Annotated in this window: 15 protein-coding genes; 10 read left to right on the forward strand and 5 right to left on the reverse strand. The window is 37.8% G+C overall.

Features of this window, described 5'->3' with window-relative positions; all coding sequences use genetic code 11:
* A complete protein-coding gene (locus QO200_RS03770; RefSeq protein ID WP_371536560.1) occupies nucleotides 1–2,655 on the forward strand; it encodes a prolyl oligopeptidase family serine peptidase in 2,655 nt (884 codons plus the stop codon).
* Between the two features lie 78 nt (nucleotides 2,656–2,733).
* On the opposite strand, the gene QO200_RS03775 is transcribed toward QO200_RS03770, so the two are convergent.
* From QO200_RS03775 to QO200_RS03790, 4 genes are all read right to left on the reverse strand, one after another.
* The gene (locus QO200_RS03775) at nucleotides 2,734–3,015 is read right to left on the reverse strand and encodes a DUF6520 family protein (protein ID WP_371536562.1); all 282 of its coding nucleotides are present in this window, start codon (nucleotides 3,013–3,015) and stop codon (nucleotides 2,734–2,736) included.
* 89 nt (nucleotides 3,016–3,104) lie between these two features.
* Entirely contained in the window at nucleotides 3,105–4,628 is a 1,524-nt protein-coding gene (locus QO200_RS03780; protein WP_371536565.1) for a MauE/DoxX family redox-associated membrane protein, read from the reverse strand.
* Nucleotides 4,629–4,740: 112 nt separating this feature from the next.
* The gene (locus QO200_RS03785) at nucleotides 4,741–5,661 is read right to left on the reverse strand and encodes a helix-turn-helix domain-containing protein (RefSeq protein WP_371536568.1); all 921 of its coding nucleotides are present in this window, start codon (nucleotides 5,659–5,661) and stop codon (nucleotides 4,741–4,743) included.
* 39 nt (nucleotides 5,662–5,700) lie between these two features.
* Entirely contained in the window at nucleotides 5,701–6,084 is a 384-nt protein-coding gene (locus QO200_RS03790) for a hypothetical protein (RefSeq protein ID WP_371536570.1), read from the reverse strand.
* 222 nt (nucleotides 6,085–6,306) lie between these two features.
* Between QO200_RS03790 and QO200_RS03795 the strand changes: the two genes are divergently transcribed.
* From QO200_RS03795 to QO200_RS03830, 8 genes are all read left to right on the forward strand, one after another.
* Nucleotides 6,307–8,739, forward strand: coding sequence for an aminotransferase class I/II-fold pyridoxal phosphate-dependent enzyme (locus QO200_RS03795; protein ID WP_371536573.1), 2,433 nt, complete (start codon nucleotides 6,307–6,309; stop codon nucleotides 8,737–8,739).
* Nucleotides 8,740–8,768: 29 nt separating this feature from the next.
* Nucleotides 8,769–9,047, forward strand: coding sequence for a hypothetical protein (locus tag QO200_RS03800; RefSeq protein WP_371536576.1), 279 nt, complete (start codon nucleotides 8,769–8,771; stop codon nucleotides 9,045–9,047).
* A gap of 84 nt (nucleotides 9,048–9,131) precedes the next feature.
* Nucleotides 9,132–9,980: an RteC domain-containing protein gene (locus QO200_RS03805; protein ID WP_371536579.1), complete on the forward strand. Its 849-nt coding sequence runs from the start codon at nucleotides 9,132–9,134 to the stop codon at nucleotides 9,978–9,980.
* Between the two features lie 257 nt (nucleotides 9,981–10,237).
* Nucleotides 10,238–10,531, forward strand: coding sequence for a helix-turn-helix domain-containing protein (locus QO200_RS03810; protein ID WP_371536582.1), 294 nt, complete (start codon nucleotides 10,238–10,240; stop codon nucleotides 10,529–10,531).
* A gap of 106 nt (nucleotides 10,532–10,637) precedes the next feature.
* Nucleotides 10,638–12,083 (forward strand): DUF3945 domain-containing protein, encoded by a 1,446-nt coding sequence (locus QO200_RS03815; RefSeq protein ID WP_371536585.1) that lies wholly within the window; start codon nucleotides 10,638–10,640, stop codon nucleotides 12,081–12,083.
* 6 nt (nucleotides 12,084–12,089) lie between these two features.
* Nucleotides 12,090–14,180: a DNA topoisomerase 3 gene (locus QO200_RS03820; RefSeq protein WP_371536588.1), complete on the forward strand. Its 2,091-nt coding sequence runs from the start codon at nucleotides 12,090–12,092 to the stop codon at nucleotides 14,178–14,180.
* Between the two features lie 237 nt (nucleotides 14,181–14,417).
* Nucleotides 14,418–14,852: a DUF1896 domain-containing protein gene (locus QO200_RS03825; RefSeq protein WP_371536590.1), complete on the forward strand. Its 435-nt coding sequence runs from the start codon at nucleotides 14,418–14,420 to the stop codon at nucleotides 14,850–14,852.
* Nucleotides 14,839–20,193 carry an N-6 DNA methylase gene (locus tag QO200_RS03830; protein ID WP_371536593.1) on the forward strand — a complete coding sequence of 1,785 codons (5,355 nt, stop codon included), beginning with the start codon at nucleotides 14,839–14,841 and terminating at the stop codon, nucleotides 20,191–20,193. Before QO200_RS03825 ends, QO200_RS03830 begins: the two co-directional genes overlap by 14 nt.
* 23 nt (nucleotides 20,194–20,216) lie before the next feature.
* Here QO200_RS03830 and mobC read toward each other — a convergent pair whose 3' ends face one another.
* Complete coding sequence (mobC, locus tag QO200_RS03835) at nucleotides 20,217–22,244, reverse strand: conjugal transfer protein MobC (RefSeq protein WP_371536597.1); 2,028 nt, start codon at nucleotides 22,242–22,244, stop codon at nucleotides 20,217–20,219.
* 212 nt (nucleotides 22,245–22,456) lie between these two features.
* Between mobC and QO200_RS03840 the strand changes: the two genes are divergently transcribed.
* A complete protein-coding gene (locus QO200_RS03840; protein WP_371536600.1) occupies nucleotides 22,457–23,014 on the forward strand; it encodes a hypothetical protein in 558 nt (185 codons plus the stop codon).
* The last annotated feature ends 11 nt before the right edge of the window (nucleotides 23,015–23,025 follow it).

The raw sequence follows: 23,025 nt of genomic DNA on the forward strand, positions 1-23,025 counted from the left end.
ATGAAAAAAGATAACATAAAATACAGTATAAATAGCCATCACCCGACAATAAAGAAGTCAAGGAAGCGCTTTATAGTGCTAATCACTTTTTTGATTTCATTTATCGGATTTAGTCAAAACAATCAGAAAAAAGACCTTACCGCTGCCGATTATCATTTATGGAGTTCCCTTAGGATGGGGAAACTTTCCAAAAACGGAAAATGGGTGAATTTTTCCCTTTATTATGAAAATGGCAACGACACCTTATTTGTCAAAAACAGCAAAGGGAATAAGACCTATAATTTTCCCGGAGCCAGCAAAGGGGAATTTAGTGGAGATAATTGGTTCGTTACGACCAATGCAAAGGGAGAACTGAAAATCACCAACCTGCTGACTTCAAAACAAGAGACGGTACAAGAGGTGCTCCAATACGATTTGAGGGCGGATACCAAAGATCTAATCATTTTAAAAAAGGAAAGCAATGGCAAAAAACAGTTGGAGCTAAAAAATATAGCAACCAACCAATCTATTGTTTTAAGCGATGTTGATCTTTACTCATATAACCCCAAAGCCGATGCAGTGGTCTACACTACAAAATCGGGAAACAATACGACAATTGCCTTACTCAATTTACGTAATAAGACAACCGCTGTGATAGCCAGTACAACCGAGGCCTGCACATATACCGATATCGTTTGGCAAGAGAGCGGCAAGTCCATTGCTTTTTTAAAGCAACCTTTGGATGATGCTAAAAAAACAATCCGTACTTCGGTGGGCTACTACATCATTGCCGAAGGTAAGTTACAGACTTTCAATCCGGCAGGACAAGATAATTTTCCCATAGACATGGAAATCATTTCCTCTTCATTTGCCAATCTTAGCATTGCTAAGGATGTCAGCAGCATATTCTTCGGGTTACAGAAGGCTGTAATTCCTGTCGATACTTCGCAGGTACAAACCTGGAATACGCAGGATAAATTTATTTATCCTATCAAAGTGTATAATGAGGATTGGGACAGGATACCAAAAGTAGCCGTATGGTGGCCCAACGAAAACCGCTTTAGCCGTATTACGGACAATGAGTTCCCGAACATGATGTTAAGTGCAGACCAAGAACACGCTTACCTCTATAATCCGCAGCAGTACGAACCCCAGGCAAATTTTGATGCTCCTTTGGATATTTATATAATGGATCTGACAACAGGAGAACGGAAATTAGTGTCGCAAAACCAAACTGGGAGCAATGGCGGGGTTTCTGTTTCTATATATGACAAACAGTTTGTTTATTTTAAGGAGCGCCATTGGTGGACCTATGATATTTCGAGCGGACTCCACAGGAATCTCACCAAAGATCTTGGTGTGACTTTTTCAGATACGGAGTCCGACTGGCCTGAAGAATCGGCCCCTTTTGGCAATCCGGGATGGGTACCACAAGACCAAACACTGTTTATTTACGACCAATACGATATCTGGAGCATTGCGCTGGATGGATCCACTGCCATTCGGTTGACCCGGGGACGCGAAAATAAAACAACGCACCGAATAGTGGTCCAATCTACAGACCAGTCCAAGAAAATGAATTATGACGGTAGTTATAAAGGGCAGTTTCAACCCAATGACAGGCTACTGATCAAGACCGAAGCACTGGAACATACAGGTTATTGTTTTTGGAGCAAGAAAACCGGTTTAGAACCGCTGCTGAACAAGAAAATGAAGACTAGTCAGTTCATAGGCTCTGAGAAAAATGACGGCTATATTTATGTCGAGGAAAACTTTAATACACCACCGAGAATAATGATTAAAGAGAAACGAAATTCAAAAGAAAAAGTACTTTTTCAAAGCAACCCGCAGCATTTTAAATACAATTGGGGAAACTCCAAGCTGATTGCCTATACCAATTCCAAAGGGACCGTTTTAAATGGTGTGCTGTTCTATCCTGCAAATTATCATGCCGATACAAAATATCCTATGGTGGTATATGTCTATGAGAAGTTGTCCAAGGAATTGTATAACTATGTAAATCCATCGCAGAACAATCCTACAGGATTTAATATTGCCAATTTTACGTCAAAAGGATACTTCGTTTTTTTACCGGACATAGTTTATGAAATTGGAAGTCCAGGTCCGTCCGCAACGGATTGCGTGGTCTCCGCCACAAAAAAAGTCATCGCCAGTGAATCCATTGACAGCGCCCGAATTGGTCTTGTCGGTCACTCTTATGGCGGCTATGAAACAGACTATATCATTACCCAAACCAATATGTTCGCGACAGCAGTGGCAGGGGCGGCCATTACTGATTATGTAAGTGGCTATCTGTATGTGTCAGATATGCAAAAGCCAAATTTTTGGCACTATGAATTCGGACAATTGAGAATAGGCAAATCACTATACGAGAACTACGCAGCATACCTGCAAAATTCTCCAATATACCATGCGGAAAAAGTGAATACACCACTATTGTCATGGTCTGGTGAACAGGACTACCATGTACATTATTATCAAAGTATCGAATTTTATTTGGCGCTCCGACGCCTTGGTAGAACCAATACAATGTTGCTGTATCCCGATGAGGGACATGTGCTTATGAGTCCTGTACATCAGCAACATCTTACCCTGAGTATTGAACAGTGGTTTGACCATTATTTAAAAGGAGATAAAATACCGGAGCCTTTTTAAAACAAATCGGAACAATCCATAAAAAAACAATGCAGTTCCCATAAGGAACTGCATTGCCATTTCTACAAACAAATGGAACTATGGTCTATAAAGCGGCACCGTACATTGGTTGGCAGAATTTTTATCAAATAATTGGGTGCCGCCAGGCACTTGCCCTACGGTACAAATGTTTCCCGTATTGACATTTGAACATAAATCGCGTTGCTCACAAGAAGTTCCTTGTGGGTTCAGTTTAATATACCCTGGAACTATAGCTGTTGTTTTGGAACGCTCATTCATGGCATGGGTTGTAAAAGCACCAGCTATCGCAAGCGCAAATACGGCAACAGGTACAACCTGTTTTACAAAATTTGTTTTCATGATTATAAAATTTAAAATTGTTAGCGATCTACTCTTTTACAGGTTTTCGATCTTTTCCCTGACGCTGCAGTGTATTTTAATGGCAAAATCTATTTCGGCCTTTTATTTTGATACGAATCTGTTAGCCTATTACTAAGCTTATAGTGAACTAAATAATGCCCGACAAATCCATAAAAATTGTCATCGAGAACAAAAAAGTTCTTGAGCTTTTCTTTTTTAATATTGTAGATGTAAAAGCTACCCTGATAGGTATTGGTATTTAGATTATAGATGTCAATAATACTTGCCTCTTTCCACATCTCTGTTGGTTCATATTTACCGAGTAATGCGGAATTGACAAACAACAAATTTTTGCAAACAGCACTTGTTTTATTAACGACTAATGGGGGTGTTGCCAGCTTTCGTTCCTGTCTGCTTGCAACGTTAGCCACTTTTATTTGGGCTTTGCTGATGGTATCTACCGTCTTGCCACGATAATTGAGATTAAGCGCCTTGTCTGCTACAATAAATTGATTGCGGTACAGATAAATGTATAGCAACTTCTGAAGGTCTTTGTCATAATGTAGCATCCCATCCACATCGAAAATCCCATCAATCTGTTTCTGTAATAAATTTGCATTAAAATGAGCTTTAGATTTGTCGCCAAAATACAGAGATCCGAGTATGCTTTCACCTTTTCTAGTGTTATTGGAACGGAATGCCAAGGTGAGAGAATCGATGAGTTGGTAATGAGAAAAAGTAGTAGCCCCGTTCCATTTCACATATGCGTTCCAGTCCTTTATTTTTCCTTTAAAAATTACAGGGACAGATCCGTCAATAAGATAAAAATAAGGAGGTAAAATACGAACCTGAACAGATTGAAATAAAAAATTTGTCCGATTGGGATGAATCTTAAATTCCTTTTTTTTCTGTAATACTGTGTCCAGTTTTGTAACTAAAAGTGGTGCAGTATAATTGCCTAGATATATTTGGTCATTAGCAGACCCTGCAAAATAATAGGAACTAAATTTGAGATCGATTTCATCAACTTTTACAGCGTCTCCTGGAAAACGACGAACAAAATTATTTCGATGATGCATTATGTCTTCCGATAACATAAACAGTAGGGCGACGATACCAATACTAAAAAAAGATGTCAACGAAAAAGCACTGGCGAGTGCAGCAGGTTTTGAAATAGGATGCACTTGTGGCATCATACCAGCCAGTATCAGAATACCTGCTGCTGCCAGAATTATGAAAACTGAATTAAAAAAGAAATGTTCCATCCATCCCATTTTTTCAAGAATGCCTCCACAGGAACAGGGAACGAAAGAACTGTAATTTAAAATAATATAGATATATGACGTAAACATAACCATCAAGCTAAAAGCAGCAAACAGACCGATAATTCTCCATCTTTTTAAAACAATCAATAATGAAATGAATAGTTCAAGTACTGGCACAATCCATGCAATTGATCCTGCAAAAGCACTTAATAATGGTGATTGTCCGAGCTGCACACGGAAGTTCTCAAAATCCAGTAGTTTACTTACTGCTGCATAAACAAAAAGAAGTATATACAGCAAACAAATAAATTCTAAAAACAGCTTTTGTATTTTGGTATTCAGTCTCATGGCTTTATGAATTTTAATTCCACAAAGCAAAATTCAGAAATCCAAAACCAAAACACTTGTCTTATTGGGAACAAAACTTGACCAAAACGGACAAAGTTTAAAAAACTAAAATTTAACCTTCTGGTAGAGAAGTAGAACCGGTTTCATTCCGCTTCATTTCGTATGGTGAAAAACCAAATCGTTTTTTAAAGGATTTTGAAAAATTGGAATAATTATTAAAACCATTCATCACCGATATATTTTTCAAAGGTATTGTTGTGTGTTCAATCATAAAATAGGCTCTTTTCAAACGCTCATCATTATAAAACTGGTAAATACTGGTCTTAAAAAATTGACGAAAACCATCTTTTAATTTACGATCATTGGTGCCAAATTCACATGAAAGCATTTTTAATGATGGAAGTGGTTCTCCAAGATTCGCTAATATATAGTCATAAAGTTTCTGAATCAAAAGTGCATCTGCTTTTCGGGTTTTATTATGTTTCTCGTTTTCATCTACACATACCAAACGATTGTAAAAATCTTGACGAGCAGGTGTCACAAGATTTAATATAATTTCCGAACGATTAATTAACTTTCCAATACTACAAGAAACAGAAACAGGCAATTGTTCTTTAGGTGTGAAATCTAATGTAATAATTGTAGGCAATGAAACACTTGCATTGAGTATACCTTGAAGTTGTTCCAAAGATGCCGTAGTAATAATGCCCGTCAAAGGTAGATCAATTAACTCGGACTCTGAATAACCTAAAAAGTAAGTAGCCTCAGGAGTAAAACTTTTGATTAAAAAAGAAACATCCAAAATAAATGTGGTTTGGGCTATAAACTGATGTGTCCTATGGGGATTAACATAGCCGACACGAAAAATCGACTCTTTGATTTCTTCCGCAACCATATTAATTAAAACAACTAGCGTTTCCAATTCGTCATCATTGGAACTTAAGGGAATGTGACTATTAAAATTCCCACGTGCCATCTCAAATAACATTTGATGTATTGTAACAATACGTTCTTCGTTATGTGCTTTTTTCATAAGATTCAACTCTTAATTCTTCTCTCTATAAACTAAATCCTAAATAAACCCTTTCAGATAAACCAAAGCGTCTTCTTCTTCAGTGAAAATTTGAGTAGGCACAGTGGGCCTGCTAATCTGTAAATAAAAAGTGCTAATGGTCAACAATACTTTCTCGTGCACAATAAGACCAACGGCTTGTGTCAATATAGACCCTGATTGTGCCAAATAATCTCTACCTGATTTCTTAGTGGCAACGACACCTCGAATATCACACAGAACAGGATAAGACCTTTCGTTTTGAAAATGAATCCTATCGGTTACAACACACTGGGCTACTTTAAGATCAATAATAGTATTGGGTTTATATTCAAAAAAAAGAATACCATCGGTTATCCAAAACCGGGCAAAATCATTTTCATAAAGATCATGGGCTGCAATCATGTTCTATGAATTAAAATATTGTAATTCAGCAAAATTATAAACATTTACTAATAAGACAGTTGCTAATTTGGGATTATTTGTTGCAATTTGGTGTTTTAGTTGTCAATTCGGGACTTTGACTTGTCATATTGGGAGCATTAAAGAGTAACATGAAAAAACTTTTATTTTTTATTATGACTTTTAGAATTCTATTTTTTTTTTAACAATCAAAACAACTAAAAAATGGCAAAAATCAAACACAATAATTTTATCGACACAGTAGATGAAGTTTTATCTGGCGCAAAAAAAGAAGGGGTGCTACATTTATATGCAGAAGACAAAATTTTAACTGGCAGGACAATCCAAATAAAGGGAAAGGAAATGTTTCATTTCGGAACAACCGGCTATTTGGGACTCGAACAAGACATCCGGTTGAAGGAGGCAGCAATAGCGGCCATACACAATTATGGTACGCAGTTTCCACTTTCAAAATCATATATTTCACATCCGCTTTACAATGAACTAGAGCAAAAAATAGAATTAATGTATGGGCTACCTCCAATTATAACAAAGAACAGTACATTAGGACATTTAGCTGTTATTCCGACATTGGTAAGAGATGAAGATGCAGTTATAATGGATCATCAGGTACACTGGAGTGTTCAAAATGCTTGTCAACTCTTAAAACTAAGAGGAATTCCTGTAGAAATGATCAGACACAGTAATTTGGATATGCTCGAAGATAAAATCAAACAACTAACCACAAAATGCAACAAAATTTGGTACATGGCTGATGGTGTATATTCTATGTTTGGAGATTATGCACCCATTCCGGAATTATTGGCTTTAACTCAAAAATATACACAACTCAATCTCTATTTTGACGATGTTCATGGAATGAGTTGGAAAGGCAAAAATGGAACTGGCTTCATTTTTGACGCTATTAGAGAATTACCCGAAAATTGCATTGTGGTAAGCACACTAAGCAAAACTTTTGGAGCCAGTGGCGCAACAATATTTTGCAGAAACCAGAAATTGAGAGACAAGATTAAAAACTTTGGAGGACCTCTAACTTTTTCTGCTCAATTAGAACCTGCATCTGTGGCCGCGGCAATTGCCTCGGCAGACATTCATTTATCTCCTGAGATAACAAAAAAACAAAAAGACTTGTCGGATAAAATTGCCAACTTCAACCAATTGCTCTCACAAGAAAATCTTCCCATAATCTCAAAAAACGATTCACCGGTTTTCTTTTTGGGAATGGGCACACCCGTAACGGCATATAACTTTGTGCACCGTTTATTCAAGGAAGGCTTTTTCCTGAATTTGGGAATTTATCCTGCTGTACCAATCAAGAATACAGGAATTAGAATTACACTGTCCAGTCACAATCAACAACAGGACATTACGGCCTTAGCTGAAGCAATGGAATACCATATCCCTAAAGCTTTGGAAGAAACAAATAACAGCGAAAATAAAATCAGACAGGCTTTTGGAATAGACAGTAGAAAAACAGAAAAGAGTTCGGAATCAAAAGAATTAAAACTTTTTATCGAAGAAAAAAATACCATTCAGGATATCGAAAAATCAGAATGGAACCAATACATGGGAAAACAAAATATTTTTGATTGGGAAGGAATGGTTTATTTAGAAAAAACATTCAGCCAGCATCCTGACCCAGCCAACCAATGGGATTTTTACTATTACACAATTAGAAATAAAAAAGGGAACATAGTACTAATGACCTTTTTTACTTATGGGCTTTGGAAAGACGATATGCTGGCTACTGAATCTGTTTCTATGCATTTGGAAGAAATTAGAAAGAACAATCCATTATACCTCACTTCAAAAGTATTGAATATGGGGTCTTTATTTACAGAAGGAAAACACTGTTTCATAAATAATGAGTATCTTTTAGCTGTAAAAGCATTAACCCTTTTATTGAACAAAATAGAAGAAAAATACAATGCCTTAAATGCTGATATGTTGGTTTTAAGAGATTTTGAAGAAGGCAACAACTACAACAAAACAATAGTAGATCAAGGATATTTCAAAATAGACATGCCGGAATCCTGTGTAATTGAAAACCAAAGTTGGCATACCTACGAAGAATTTACAAAAACATTATCTCTCCGTTCCCGTAAACATTTCAATAAGGAGATAGAACCTTATGAGAAATATTATAATGTTGCAATAAAAGACAGGCTAACCAAATCAGAAATGGCAAGAGCATACCAACTCTATAACAATGTAAAAGATAATAATTACGCTATCAATACATTCAGATATACACAAGAGATTTTTGAAAACATGAATGAAAGTCCAAACTGGGAATTCATAGTATTAGCATTAAAAACAGATGCCGAAAATCCATTCGTAGGTGTTATGTTTTGCTACAAAAACAACAATCACACCTACGTCCCGGAATTAATAGGTATGGATTATAAATGGGCGAAAGAATACCAACTCTATAGACAATTGTTGTTTCAAACCGTAAAAAGAGCTAATACATTACAGTTCACAAAAATAGACTTTGGGGTGTCAGCCTCTTTTGAAAAAAGAAAATTAGGAGCCAAAATAATTCCAAAAGTAGCCTACATTCAGGCAAGAGACAATTACGCAATGGAACTTATGAATACCTTGCAAAACGATTACAAATCAATTGCAAAAGAATGAAAGCATATTGACAACTAATATTTAAAAAAATGCTTAAAAAAACGATTGAATCATTTAATGTTGCCTGCAATGAAATTTTAGAAGCAAACGAAACAACAATCAGGAAGGCAGGTAGCGGCATAACATTATGCAACAAAACATTAACGGGCTTAAAAGAGATACTGGATAAAAAAGATTTCAACGCTGCTCCGGAAGAAATCGATTTTTTCAAAAATATCAAACCCATGCCAATGAGTTTATTGATTTTTTTTAGAAAACATACTTCCATGTCCCTATCTGAATACCGTTTGAAGCTAAAGTTTGAATGATGAATGGTCAGTTAATTGAAGATTCAAAACATACTTAAAAGATGGAACATAAATTGATTACTTATTCACTTTAATATTGCCAGTATGATGCAGTCCACTTACAAAGATGCCCTCTACAGTATCCTGAAAAAAGAACAGGAAATCAGCTTGGAATCTGTGCATGTAATAGACGAATCCTATCGTATGACTAAATTCCTTCAGGATTTATTATCATGTATGAAAAACCATGTTTTGGAGCATCATTTTACAGATGATTCTGAAGAAATTGAATTCTTCAGAATCATAAAACCGCAAATACTGGGTAAGTTAATCTATTACAACAAGATGTACAGAATAGAGACCTCTTGTCCAGTGAGTACAGGAAAAATGTATTATAAATATTTTTCCAGTGAATTACAGCAGCTAAAGCAGGAATATAAGGAACATATTTGCAATTCCGATTTTTACCGGTATTATCGTTCTGGACGAACTGACAGGGATCACGATTTTTTCAAATTGGGGAAGATAAATCTTAATACTGGTCTTAACAGTTTTATCTTTGAAGTTGACACCCAATTCTCTACTTATTATGATTACAAAGTTTCCCGTATTATAGCGGATGAACTGCTTTATAATTATTTGATTATCAAAATTAATCCCGTTGACAAGCCAGGCATGGTTTTACAGAATGCCGAATCCACCAAAGACGTTTTCTGGACAGAATCCAAAAATGCACTGATAGAATTGATTTATGCCCTTTACGCATCTGGAGCAATTTCTAATGGTAAGGTCGGAATTCGTAAAATCAGTTTAGTTTTCCAAATCTTATTCCGCACCCAACTAGGTGATATTCACCATGCTTTCCATCGTATGAAAGACAGAACCAATAATCGAACTTTATTCTTAGATCAGCTCAAATCTTCATTGGAGCAATATATGGATAAAGATTTATAATAAGTGACATGATTCGCCTCAGTTAAAAGCAGTGTTTTTAAAACACTGCTTTTTTATTATAGCTGCCCATATCTACCCATTGGTAAAACTCCCTCCGCAATAAAATTTTTCTTGCCACAGAAAACGAGATTATCTGAAAAACAATCAACTATATATTTTTTGAGAAGTTTCAAAAATATCATTTTCAATTGGCTAAGCTTGGCAGAATATATTACAAATGCTTTCCAACTTTGTATAAATGATTAAAACATATCTATATGAATATCGATAGAATGGAATTTATAGCATGGATGGAACGCATCATGGATCGTTTCGATATACTTGGTGAACGCCTAGAGAATGTTCAAAAACAGAAGAATTCCATTGACGGGGAGGAATTATTAGACAATCAGGACCTTTTTATGATTCTAAAGGTAAGCGCCCGCTCTTTACAACGTTATCGCTCTTCTGGTAAGCTCCCTTATTATACGATCAGTGGCAAGCTATATTACAAGCTATCAGACGTACACCAGTTTATCAGAGAAAGTTTTTCAGTTCCTCTTAGAAAATAGATCTAGACGATTCCCGCCAAATAGAGCCTCACAAGGACATAAAGCGTATATACCTTTGGCCTTGATTTACTTTCGACCATATTTAAAAAACCTAAAAATTAAGATTATGAGTGAACAGAATAAAATCAAAAATCCTCTTTTGGAAGAACTGACAGATATTCTGTTAGTCTTGAACAAAGAAAAAATGAGGATCGAAGCTGTAAAAGGAATTGATAAAGACGGAAAGTTAGAAACGGTTCCCGTTGACAAAAAAAATCAAAATCAATTTATGCGTGTGGACAAACATGGTGATGTTTTTTCAAACTTCTTTGCCAATTTTTTCAGCCAGTTAAAGAATCCAACCCATTTCTCGTTCTTTAAAGTCCCGGCCTCCGAAGCAATTGATACGGCTAAGGAAATACAAAAGAATGTAGACACACCAACGAAAGAAGGTGAAGCGTTCCTGACAAAACTTGAAGTCAAGGAACCAGTAGCACATAACCAAGAAAATCAAAAAAATATGGAAACAACACAAACAACTCCGGAAGCAAACGAATATCGTTTTAAACCAGAACAGATTGATTGGGAAACAATGAACAATTTGGGACTGAGTAAAGAGAAACTCGAAAAGATGAATCTGCTTGAGCCTTTACTTAAAGGCTATAAAACCAATGAACTGGTTCCCATCAGCCTTAATTTAGGGACAGCTATTACCCGCATGGATGCCCGTTTATCTCTTCAACCCACTGAGGATGGGAAAGTGGTTATGGCAATTCATGGCATTCGAAAAGAGCCACAATTGAGTTTTCCTTTTTTTGGGCACGAATTCAGCAAGGAAGATAAAGACAATCTCCTTAAAACAAGCAATATGGGACATGTTGTGGATCTTACCAATCTCAAAACAGGAGAAAAGATTCCCTCAATCATCAGTGTGGATAGGTTGACCAATGAATTGGTAGCCCTTCGTACCGATAAAATAAACATACCGAATGAAATCAAAGGGGTAAAACTGAACGAAGAGCAAAAACAAACCTTGCTGGAAGGCAAACCACTTTATATTGAAGGGATGATTTCCAAGAAAGGAACTGCGTTTGATGCAACCGTACAATTCAATGCCGACAAACGTTTTGTAGAGTTCTTGTTTGACAGGAGCAACACCAATAAACAGACTCAAGGCAGTCAGCAAACCCAATTGCAGGAAGCTCCGAAAACCTTTAGAGATAAAGAGTTGGATAATGAGCAATATCAAAAGTTCAAAGACGGGCAGACTGTTTATGTTAGCGGATTGGTGGATAAGAAAGGCAAGGAATATAATGGTTACATCACTTTCAACAAGGAAACCAATAAAACAGACTTCTCTTTCCAAAATCCAAATAAGATCAAAGAACAGATAAATCCTACTGAAGCCCATAAAATACAAACTGCGGTCAATTCGGAAGGCAAAACCAATAAAGCGACCAAGAACATCAAAGAGCCTTTACAATCTGGGCAAACAAATCCCGATAACAAAAAACAACAGGAGCAACAGGAAGAACCCGAAGCAACTACAAAGTCCAAAGGACGTAAAATGTAATGTCTTATGAAAGTAGTTATTGCAGAAAAACCGAGTGTAGCCCGAGAAATAGCCGTTCTATTAGGAGCCACTGAAAAAAAAGAGGGTTATATCATAGGGAATGGCTATTGTGTTACCTGGGCTTTCGGGCATTTGGTAGGTTTAGGCATGCCGGAAGATTATGGAATTTCCGGATTTCAAAAAACCTCACTGCCTATATTGCCTAATCCATTTTTATTGACAGTCCGAAAAATTAAGAAGGGTAAGATCTATTTGGCCGATATAGGGGCTTTAAAGCAACTAAAAATCATTGAACAGGTCACAAGTCGCTGTGACAGTATTATTGTAGCTACGGATGCAGGGCGTGAAGGGGAATTAATCTTCCGCTACATATATGAATTCCTGAACTGCCAAAAGCCATTTCAACGTTTATGGATTAGTTCATTAACAGAAAAGGCAATCCGAGAAGGGTTTGATAATCTTAAGCTAGGAGCCGAATTCGACGGACTATACAACGCAGCACAAGGCAGAAGCAGGGCGGATTGGCTAGTAGGCATTAATGCGTCACAGGCTTTGAGCATTGCCGCAGGAAATGGCATATATTCTTTGGGAAGAGTACAGACACCCACACTAGCGTTAATATGTAGGAGATATCAGGAGAACAAAAACTTTTCCATTCAGACCTATTGGCAAGTGCAATTGGATCACCAAAAAGGATATAGCAATTTTAAAAGTCTTTCCAAGTACAAATGGGAGAATAAGAAACTAGCGGAAGATACCCTAAAATCCATCCAGCGGAACCCAATAGCTACCGTTACTTTTATTGAGAGCAAAACGGTTACAGAACAACCTCCCTTACTGTTTGATCTGACTGGCTTACAAAAAGAGGCCAACAAAAAATTAAATTTTTCTGCAGAGGAAACCCTTTCCATTGCCCAAAATCTTTATGAGAAAAAGTTCATAACCTACCCCAGAACTGGCAGCAAATATATCCCTGAAGATCTCTGGCAGGAAATTCCTAATCTTTTAAAAGCATTGGAACATCATAGCTCTTTCAAAGATGCCGTTTCCAAGGTGAAATGGGGAAGATTAAATAATCGGATAGTCAATAATCTTAAAGTAACGGACCATCATGGATTGTTCATTACTGATAAGATTCCCTCAGCATTATCCGCTAAAGAAAATGCTATTTATGAAATGATTGCTTTGCGTTTGTTGGAATCGGTTTCGCAAGCCTGTTCAAAAGAAATAACTAATGTTATTTTACAAGTTTTACATCATGATTTTACAATGAAAGGCAGGAAAGTGATTGAGCCAGGATGGAGAGCTATTAGGGGCAATTTTTCAGATGACAATGAGGATACGATACAGGATTTGCCCGAGCTTCAAAATAATGATGAATTGAAAATCAAAAATGTCGTCATACTGGAAAAGAAAACCAAGGCTCCTGTTTTATATACTGAAGCCGGATTATTGTCTGCCATGGAAAATATCGGAAAAGAAATTGAAAACATAGAGGAGCGAAAAGCTCTACAGAACATAGGAATCGGGACTCCAGCAACACGGGCAGCAATTATTGAAACCCTTTTTAAAAGAGACTATATCAGAAGGGATAAAAAATCCCTTGTCCCTACCGAAAAAGGGATGCAGGTATATGAACTAGTCAAAGACAAGAAAATTGCTGATGCGACTATGACCGCAGAATGGGAACTGGCTTTGCATAAAATTGAAAGTAACGAAGCAGATGCCACGACATTTCAAAAAGAAATGGAAAACTATGCAACTTCAATTACACAGGAATTATTAGCCTTATCCATCGTATCCGAAATAATCCCTGACCTTACTTGTCCGAAATGCAAAAAGCAGCACCTATTAATCAGGGATAACATTGTCAAGTGTCCTGACGAGCTTTGCAATTGGATTCAGTTCAGAAATATATGCAGTATAAAATTGAATGTGCCGGATTTAGAGTGCCTAATTAGAAACGGAAAAACCTCCCTTATTAAAGGAATGAAAAGCAAATCGGGGAAAAAGTTTGATGCCTATATCGTTATGAATGAAAGAGCGGAAACTTCCTTTGAATTTGAAAAAACCAAAAAAAGAAATAATGAACAATAACGCCATGATATCTCAGCAAAAAATTGAACCTCTTATTTATACAATCCGCAACAAGCAGGTCATGCTGGATTACCTATAGGTAAAGATAATTTTTCAATGGAATTGGATAGGTACAATACAAAATAAAATGCCAATTAAAGCCTTTTCCCGTCAAATAATGCCTTAAGAATCTTCAATACTATCCATCACTTTATTTTCTAATGAAGTAAATTTACAATCCCCTAATAATAAACACTTATGGCAGCAGAAAATAAAATATCCTATTACTCATTGAGATTAAAGGAATTACTCAACACAAGTTTTCCTAAGCTATCCGGAAATAACGATTTTATTGACAAACGTGGACGAATAGCAGCAAAATCATACAATGACGCCTTTATGGCTGGTAATACAATTGAACAATGCAATGAGATTGCCCAGTATATATTATTTGAAGGATTACACTTTTCAAAATTTGATACGGTGTTTCAAGTTGTATGCAATGAGTTTGATACATTGATGGCAGATGAAGAGCTCCTCCCCTTTGCCCTGAAGATGATGCCTGTTTGCAAAGCTGTCTTTGCTGGATATAAGCTATCCGATGATTTTGCTGACAGTCCCGAATTTGACTTGCTCTATACTGAACTGGTAGGAACCATTCAAATCTGGATTGAAGAAAATGGCCTTCAGTAAAAAAGAGCACCTTAAGCACAACATTGTAGCGTTACGAATTGCTTTTCGCTTAGAGCAAGAAAAACGCCAGTCTACCGAAACCGAACGGCAGCAAATGATGCTCTACAGTGGTTTTGGTGGCCTTAAATTTGTGCTCAATCCTATATATACGCCCGATGCCATCGGGAAATGGGTAAAATCCGAACAGGATTTATTTCCCCTCACCCAAGAGCTTCATCAACTCTTACGCGAAAACACTGCAGATGAAAAGCAATACCGTCAATATGTGGATAGCATGAGAAGCTCCGTATTGACGGCTTTTTACACCCCGTCTACTGTAATTAAAGCCATAGTAGACTCCATAAAGGGAAACGGAATAAGTATCCAACGATTTTTGGAACCATCGGCAGGAATAGGTGCATTTATTGAAGCCTTTAAAAATGATGGGGTATCACAAATAACAGCATACGAAAAGGAGTTACTTACAGGAAAGGTATTAAAACAACTCTATCCAGATAGCAGCACTCGCATTACGGGATTTGAAGAAATCCCGTATAGAGAGAAAGAAAGTTATGACGTGATTGCCAGCAATATTCCTTTTGGAGATATATCGGTATTTGACCTTTCCTTTGTGCGCAGTAAAGATACTGCTCGTGTGCAGGCTGCCCGAAGTATTCACAATTATTTCTTTTTAAAAGGTGTAGATGTGCTTCGTGATGGAGGCTTAATGGCGTTTATTACCTCACAAGGCGTTCTTAATAGCCAGAAAAATGAGCCAATACGTCAGGTATTGATGCAAAACTGTAACCTGATTTCAGCGATACGTTTGCCAAATAACCTCTTTACGGATTATGCCGGAACTGAAGTTGGGAGTGACTTGATAATCCTGCAAAAGAATACTGGGAAGCAAGGGTTGTCCGAACTGGAAAATCGCTTCTGCCAAACCTATATAACCTCAGATAACACTATCAATAATACACTATTTGAAAATCTGCAACGTGTCGTGCATACCTCTTTGTACAAAGGCACCGATATGTACGGGAAGCCCACGTGGATCTATGAGCATCAGGACGGCATAGAAGGTATTGCCAAAGACCTTAAAGAGATGCTTACTGCCGACTTTGCTAATCGTGTGGATATTGGATTGTACAATGGGCAACATAACACAGGTACTACATTGCATATTCCCGATAAGCCAAAGCTTATGTCTTCTGTGTCAGAAGAACAAACAATAAAACAGAGACAACAGGATTCATTTACCTCAACAAACAGCAATGCCAATGAAGTTCAGTTGAGCTTGTTTGGCCTTTTTGAAAATGAGGTACAGACCGTGGCCACAGCCAGTCCTGCCAAAACTAAAAAGCCAAATTCCCAAAGGAAAAAGGCAATAAATGGCCATCAGGGAAATTTGTTCAGCGGAGCGCAGCAGCTCTACACGCCATCGGCTTCCACTACTCCTCACAATCGCAATAAGCAGGCTTCGATTGGGGATTTATTTTCAGGTACGAACGGTAACAGTCAAAATCAAGCAACTCCGGTAATCAATGAAATTCCAGGTCCCACTGTTTATACGGGGAAAATCCAGCCGTTCCACCGTAATGAATGCCTTGTTATTGATAAAGACCATATTGGTTATCTAAAAGACTTCGATAACGACAACAAGCAGGCAATATTCCTTCCCCTACACTTAACGCCAATCCAAAAAGCAAGAGCTGAGGCTTATGTTTCCATAAGAGATGTCTATCTTGACTTATACCAGAGAGAAACTGAAAAGCAGACCGAACATAAGGAAGAAAGGGAAACATTCAACCGTCTGTATGACGCCTTTGTCAAAAGATTTGGAAACCTGAACAGTGCCGAGAACATCCAGCTTATCAAAACTGATAGTGCCGGAAACGAAATCCCCTATTTGGAACGAGTGGTTGGCGGTGTGGTTCATAAATCGGATATCTTCCACCATCCGGTCAGTTTTTCCGTTAGTACGCTATCCACCGATAATCCTGATGAGGCATTAGCGGCATCACTCAACAAGTATGGGACTGTCGATTTGGATTATATGTCGCAAATCAGCGGATTATCAGTTGATAATCTGAAAGAGACCCTGAAAGGACGCATTTTTTATAATCCTTTAGAAAAAGCATATGAAATATCAGAGCGATGGATTTCAGGAAATGTGGTGGAAAAAGCCCAGACGATAAAGGACTATTTAGAATTAAAGCCTGAAGATCTGCAAGCCAGAGATAGTCTGTCCGCTCTGCAGCAAGCTGTTCCGAGACGCATTGAATTTGAAGAACTGGATTTTAATTTAGGCGAGCGCTGGATACCCACGGGTATTTACAACCATTTTGCTTCTCATTTGTTTGATACCGATGTACGGATCTATTACACGGAGAATACGGATGACTTTTCAATTAATTGTGATACCAAAAATATCCATATAACGGAGAAGTATGCTATAAAATCCCAAAGCCGGTCTTATGACGGAATTACGCTGCTTAAACATGGCTTGGTCAATACCACACCGGACATTACCAAAAAAGTAATGCATGGCGACCAGGAAATAAAGGTTCGGGATATGGAAGCGATCCAGATGGCCAATAATAAGATTGACGAAATCCGCAAAGCATTTTCTGAGTGGCTGTATGCTCAAAACGATGAATTTAAGAAACGTCTGACCGATAAATATAATGACACCTTTAACTGCTTCGTCCGTCCACAATATGACGGCAGCCATCAGGACTTTCCCGGACTGGATCGAACAGCTTTAGGCATAGAAGATTTGTATTCCAGCCAGAAGGATGCGGTATGGATGATCAAACTAAACGGAGGAGCCATCTGTGACCACGAGGTGGGTGCAGGAAAAACACTCATTATGTGTACGGCTGCCCAGGAAATGAAACGTTTGGGATTGGCACACAAGCCTATAATTATTGGCCTGAAAGCCAATGTTCATGAAATAGCAGAAACCTATCGCAAAGCGTATCCACATGCTAAAATATTATATCCAGGCAAGGAAGATTTTACACCTCAAAAACGCCTGCGTATTTTCGGAGAGATTAAAAACAACAATTGGGATTGTATTATCCTGACCCATGACCAATTTGGGATGATCCCGCAATCACCGGAAATGCAAAAAGAGATATTACAGGCAGAATTGGATAGTGTTGAAGAAAACCTTGAGGCATTGCAGTCACAGGGAAAAGAAATATCACGTGCCATGCTCAAGGGAGTTATCATACGAAAGCAAAATCTGGAAGTCAAACTCAAAACACTGCAATATGATATTGAAAACCGCAAGGATGATATAGTCGATTTTAAGATGATGGGCATTGACCATTTGTTGGTGGATGAAAGCCACCGATTCAAAAACTTGATGTTCAACACCCGACATGACCGTGTAGCGGGACTGGGTAATACGCAGGGAAGCCAAAAGGCATTAAATCTGCTATTTGCCATTAGAACGATACAGGAACGAAGCGGAAAAGATTTAGGCGCTACTTTTCTTTCAGGGACCACCATTAGCAACTCACTGACCGAACTTTATTTATTGTTTAAATACCTTCGTCCACAGGCATTAGAAAAACAAGGTGTCAATTGTTTTGATGCATGGGCAGCTATCTATGCCCGAAAGACTACCGATTATGAATTCTCAGTAGCCAACAATATTGTTCAGAAAGAACGCTTCCGATATTTTATAAAAGTACCGGAACTGGCTCAGTTTTACACGGAGATTACGGATTACCGTACGGCAAAAGATATTGGCATTGATCGTCCACAAAAGAATGAAATACTGCATAATATTCCACCAACCCCGCAACAGGAGATATTCATCCAAAAACTGATGGAGTTTGCAAAAACAGGTGATGCAACGCTATTGGGAAGATCAAAATTATCTCCCTCCGAAGAAAAAGCAAAAATGTTAATCGCTACCGACTATGCCCGAAAAATGTCGCTAGATATGCGTATGATCAGTCAGAAGTACGATGACCACCCGGACAGCAAAGCCTCCCATTGCGCAGCAAAGGTGGCAGCATATTACTATCGTTTTAATGCCCAAAAAGGAACCCAGTTTGTATTCTCCGATTTAGGGACCTACAAACAGACAGAATGGAATGTGTATTCGGAAATCAAACGCAAGCTAGTGGAGGATCATGGAATTCCGGCACATGAAATACGTTTTATTCAGGAAGCAAAAACCGACAAGATGCGCAAGGAGTTCATCAGCGCTATGAATGAAGGGAAAATCAGAATATTGTTTGGATCAACCGATATGCTGGGAACGGGAGTCAATGCCCAGAAACGTGCAGTTGCCGTACATCATCTGGACACACCGTGGAGACCGAGTGATCTGGCGCAGAGGGATGGCAGAGCCATCCGTAAAGGCAATGAGATTGCAAAGTTTTTTGCAGATAACAAAGTTGATATAATCATCTATGCAGTTGAAAAATCTTTGGATAGCTACAAATTTAACCTGTTACACAATAAACAATTATTTATCGATCAGCTCAAAAATAATAGCCTCGGGAAACGTACCATTGATGAAGGCGGTATGGATGAAAAATCGGGAATGAATTTCTCAGAATATGTTGCCATTCTTTCCGGCAATACCGATTTGCTGGAAAAAGCCAAATTGGAAAAAAAGATTACTTCTTTGGAAAGCGAAAGACAGGCTTTCACCCGTTCCAAGTCTATGTCAAGATATAAACTGGAAAATAGTACGGCGACCCTTGAATCTGCAAAATCCCTAATGGAACGAATTTCCATCGATTGGCAGAATATTGAAAAACGTATCCAGAAAAATAAGGACGGTACAGTATTGAATCCGGTCCAACTCATTGGACTAGCTCCGGATGCGGATATAAAACAGATTGGTCAAAAGCTGAATCTGCTTGCTGATAAAGCACGTACAGAGGGACAATATGAGGAAATCGGCACATTGTATGGATTTACACTTTTGGTAAAAACAGAGGTTTCGCAAAAAGAAGGAATTACTATCAAGGATAACCGCTTCTTTATACAAGGAGAAGGCAATATCAAATATACCTATAACAATGGACAGATGGCGACCGATCATAAACTGGCCTCTATGAATTTTTTAAATGCACTGGAGAAACTACCGGGATTGATAGGACAGGAACAGAAGAAGATAAGGGAGATTGAAAAAGACATCCCTGTCCTTGAAGAATTAGTAAACACCGTATGGACTAAAGAGAATGCACTGGGGGAATTAAAAAACGAATTGGCGGCACTGGAAAGGGAAATACAACTATCAATTACTCCGGAACAACAAATACAGGACCCCGAACAAAAACCACAAGAGGATCAAACATCGCAGCCTCTTCAGAAAGTAAAAATCTCCTGATTGCAGCTCTGAAAAAAGTGTGTTTATTTGGGAGTATCGCCTTTTTTATCATTTGTTTTTGGTACCAAATGTTGCAGGTCGGGATCATTTTTAATTCGCTCGAGTTCATCCGACACTATCCCAATAATATCCTGTTTGATCTGTTTATAATTAGCCTCTATTTCAGCTTTCATCATATCTTCTCCCTGTTCATTTACAAAAGAAAGTATCTCTGGGATTTTCTGATATTTTTTGGTTTCAGCAGCAACTTTTTCATTATCTACAACAATCTCCGCATGAAAAATCTTTTGCTCGATGCGTTCATCAAAATTATCCGAAACGGCACCTACAAACATTCCCTGTGTCAGCGTAGAGATTTTGGAGGCTGGAATCAGGCTTTCCAATTGTGTGGAAATAGAAGTTGATTTATCATTCCGATTGATTGTCATACTTTGGCGTCGTTGCAATATTTTACCAAAACGTTCCGAAAGGCTTTTAGCAGTTTCACCTACAACCTGCCCGCTAAAAATATTCCCTACGGTATTTTGAATTACTTTACTTTCCTTATCTCCATAATCTCTTGTCAATTGCGAATAATCCTGAAATCCCAAACATACTGCCACCTCATTGCTTCGTGCAGTGGCAATAAGATTGTCCAACCCGCGAAAATATATTGTGGGCAATTCGTCTATGATTACTGAACTTTTGAGCTGTCCTTTTTTATTAATGAGTTTTACAATTCTGGAATTGTACAATCCTAAGGCAGCAGAATAAATATTTTGCCGATCAGGATTATTTCCCACACAGAGGATTTTAGGGGCTGCAGGATTATTTATATCCAGTGAAAAATCATCACCAGTCATTACCCAGTACAACTGTGGCGAGATCATCCTTGACAAAGGAATTTTAGCAGAAGCAATCTGTCCTTGCAGCTGATCTTGAGCGCCACCCTGCCACGCATCCATAAATGGAGAGAGATAATTTTCTAATTCGGAATATGTGGTCAAAATTGTAAAGACGTCTGCGTATTTTTTGTTGAGCAGTTCAATCGCGTGAGGAAAAGTGCAATACTTTCCATTATCATAAATCTTCAAAAACCAAATAATAGCTGCCAAAAGGATAATCGGGCTTTCGACGAAAAAATCACCCTGCTTCTGTATCCAGGAACGGTTTAGGTTCAGCATAATGGTATATGCTGATTCATAGGCATCGGAGATGTCGGTCATGAAATCGGGATTTATAGGATTGCATCGATGGCTTCTTCTGGGGTCATCAAAATTGATTACGTAAAACTTTGGTTTAACTTTGTATTTGTCGGTGTGTTTCAACAGATGGTTGTAAGCAATAGTGGAAAGGTCATCAAACTTAAAATCATAGATATACATCGAAAAACCTTTTTCGATTTGTTGCTTAATGTAATTGTTTACAATTGCATAACTCTTTCCAGATCCTGGTGTACCCAGCACAATAGTTGCCCTGAAAGGATTTACAATATTGATCCAGCCATTATGCTGTTTTTTTTGATACCAGAATTTGGTTGGCAGATTGACAGAATACTCATTTTGCATCAACAGGGTTTCCTGCATGAAACTTTCATTTTCAGTATTAAAGACATCATCCATGAGGTTATTTTTGAGTAACCTACTCATCCATACACCTGCCATCAGCAGGGAGATATACCCCAAACTCAAGGTGAAAATATATAAGAATGTGGCCATTTCTACAGGTAGCCTAAGTAATGGAGTATTGAGAAAGAAAAAAACAAAACCTATTGTGAGCGCTATATAGATTTTTTCCCATGTGATCTTTTCGTTTTTCACGCCTTTACTGCCCAAACAGCTTAATGCCAGAAGAACCAAAGCAAATAGTTTCGTATACAACGTATGGGAAAACAGCCCGGCCGTTCGCTGAAAGTTTGTCAATATTTTATCAATAATAGATAATGTCCATTGTTCTTCTTTGAAGAACTCGTAACAAAACCAATAGCAGTGCATCAGTACTAATAAAATACTTACGGCACGCATAAACTCCATAATCTTGGCCAATCCCCTTAAGTCATCTTCTCCCTGCATTTTCTAATTATTAAATGTTAGGGCGTGAATTTAAAGGCTGTGCAGCGTGGCTATAAAAATGTGGCAGGCATTGGAGGTGCGTGGCAGTGTTTGGCGTTACGTGGTTTCAATCAGGTTTAGATTTTATAATGATTTTTTTATTAAATTTATAGTCCTGAAAATTATTTTGGGTATCTCATCAATTTAAATATCAACATTAAAGAAAAAATAATATGAATTACTATAATCCTGATGCTGATCCGGGAGAAAGTGAACAAGAATATGAAGCCCGGAAAAATGAAGAAAGTAAATCTGCAACAGGATTAATGTTTGGTATCGCTGGGGTTTTTATTTTCGTCTTAAAAATGGCTGCAATTTTCGGTATTTTCTTTTATGCCGGATTTTTACTGTCTCAAAAGTTGTGGGGAGAAGAAACCAACAAATTCAAAATTTGGGCTTTTTCCATATTATTTACCTACCTAATTTTCTGCATCATTTATTTCTTTAAAGGAACTATCATCGGATTGCGGGCAAAGAACCAGAAGTTATGGATATTACCGTGGGTAATCTGTGTTTTATTATGCTGTATTATCCCCTCATTTATAGTAAAATCATTGGTTGCTGGTATGTTCAGTCCGACAGAACGCCAGGGTATATTGTGTATTGGATTTAGTTGGGGAGCATTTATACTTTTTTCATTATACATCTATGGTATTTATCAGTTCAAGACACCAACTGCTCCGAAGATTTTGTACTGGAGTTATGCTGGGGGATTGAAAGTGTCATCATAATCAAGAGTTCA

This window comes from Flavobacterium sp. Arc3, assembly GCF_041431375.1.
Taxonomy (GTDB): Bacteria; Bacteroidota; Bacteroidia; order Flavobacteriales; family Flavobacteriaceae; genus Flavobacterium.

Excerpts from the sequence above, each read along its gene's own strand:
- QO200_RS03825 (WP_371536590.1), top strand. The coding sequence starts at position 14,418 with ATGGCAGCAGAAAATAAAATATCCTATTACTCATTGAGATTAAAGGAA.
- QO200_RS03840 (WP_371536600.1), top strand. The coding sequence starts at position 22,457 with ATGAATTACTATAATCCTGATGCTGATCCGGGAGAAAGTGAACAAGAA.
- QO200_RS03780 (WP_371536565.1), bottom strand. The coding sequence starts at position 4,628 with ATGAGACTGAATACCAAAATACAAAAGCTGTTTTTAGAATTTATTTGT.
- QO200_RS03795 (WP_371536573.1), top strand. The coding sequence starts at position 6,307 with ATGGCAAAAATCAAACACAATAATTTTATCGACACAGTAGATGAAGTT.
- QO200_RS03815 (WP_371536585.1), top strand. The coding sequence starts at position 10,638 with ATGAGTGAACAGAATAAAATCAAAAATCCTCTTTTGGAAGAACTGACA.
- QO200_RS03810 (WP_371536582.1), top strand. The coding sequence starts at position 10,238 with ATGAATATCGATAGAATGGAATTTATAGCATGGATGGAACGCATCATG.
- QO200_RS03790 (WP_371536570.1), bottom strand. The coding sequence starts at position 6,084 with ATGATTGCAGCCCATGATCTTTATGAAAATGATTTTGCCCGGTTTTGG.
- mobC (WP_371536597.1), bottom strand. The coding sequence starts at position 22,244 with ATGCAGGGAGAAGATGACTTAAGGGGATTGGCCAAGATTATGGAGTTT.
- QO200_RS03830 (WP_371536593.1), top strand. The coding sequence starts at position 14,839 with ATGGCCTTCAGTAAAAAAGAGCACCTTAAGCACAACATTGTAGCGTTA.
- QO200_RS03820 (WP_371536588.1), top strand. The coding sequence starts at position 12,090 with ATGAAAGTAGTTATTGCAGAAAAACCGAGTGTAGCCCGAGAAATAGCC.
- QO200_RS03800 (WP_371536576.1), top strand. The coding sequence starts at position 8,769 with ATGCTTAAAAAAACGATTGAATCATTTAATGTTGCCTGCAATGAAATT.
- QO200_RS03805 (WP_371536579.1), top strand. The coding sequence starts at position 9,132 with ATGATGCAGTCCACTTACAAAGATGCCCTCTACAGTATCCTGAAAAAA.
- QO200_RS03775 (WP_371536562.1), bottom strand. The coding sequence starts at position 3,015 with ATGAAAACAAATTTTGTAAAACAGGTTGTACCTGTTGCCGTATTTGCG.
- QO200_RS03785 (WP_371536568.1), bottom strand. The coding sequence starts at position 5,661 with ATGAAAAAAGCACATAACGAAGAACGTATTGTTACAATACATCAAATG.
- QO200_RS03770 (WP_371536560.1), top strand. The coding sequence starts at position 1 with ATGAAAAAAGATAACATAAAATACAGTATAAATAGCCATCACCCGACA.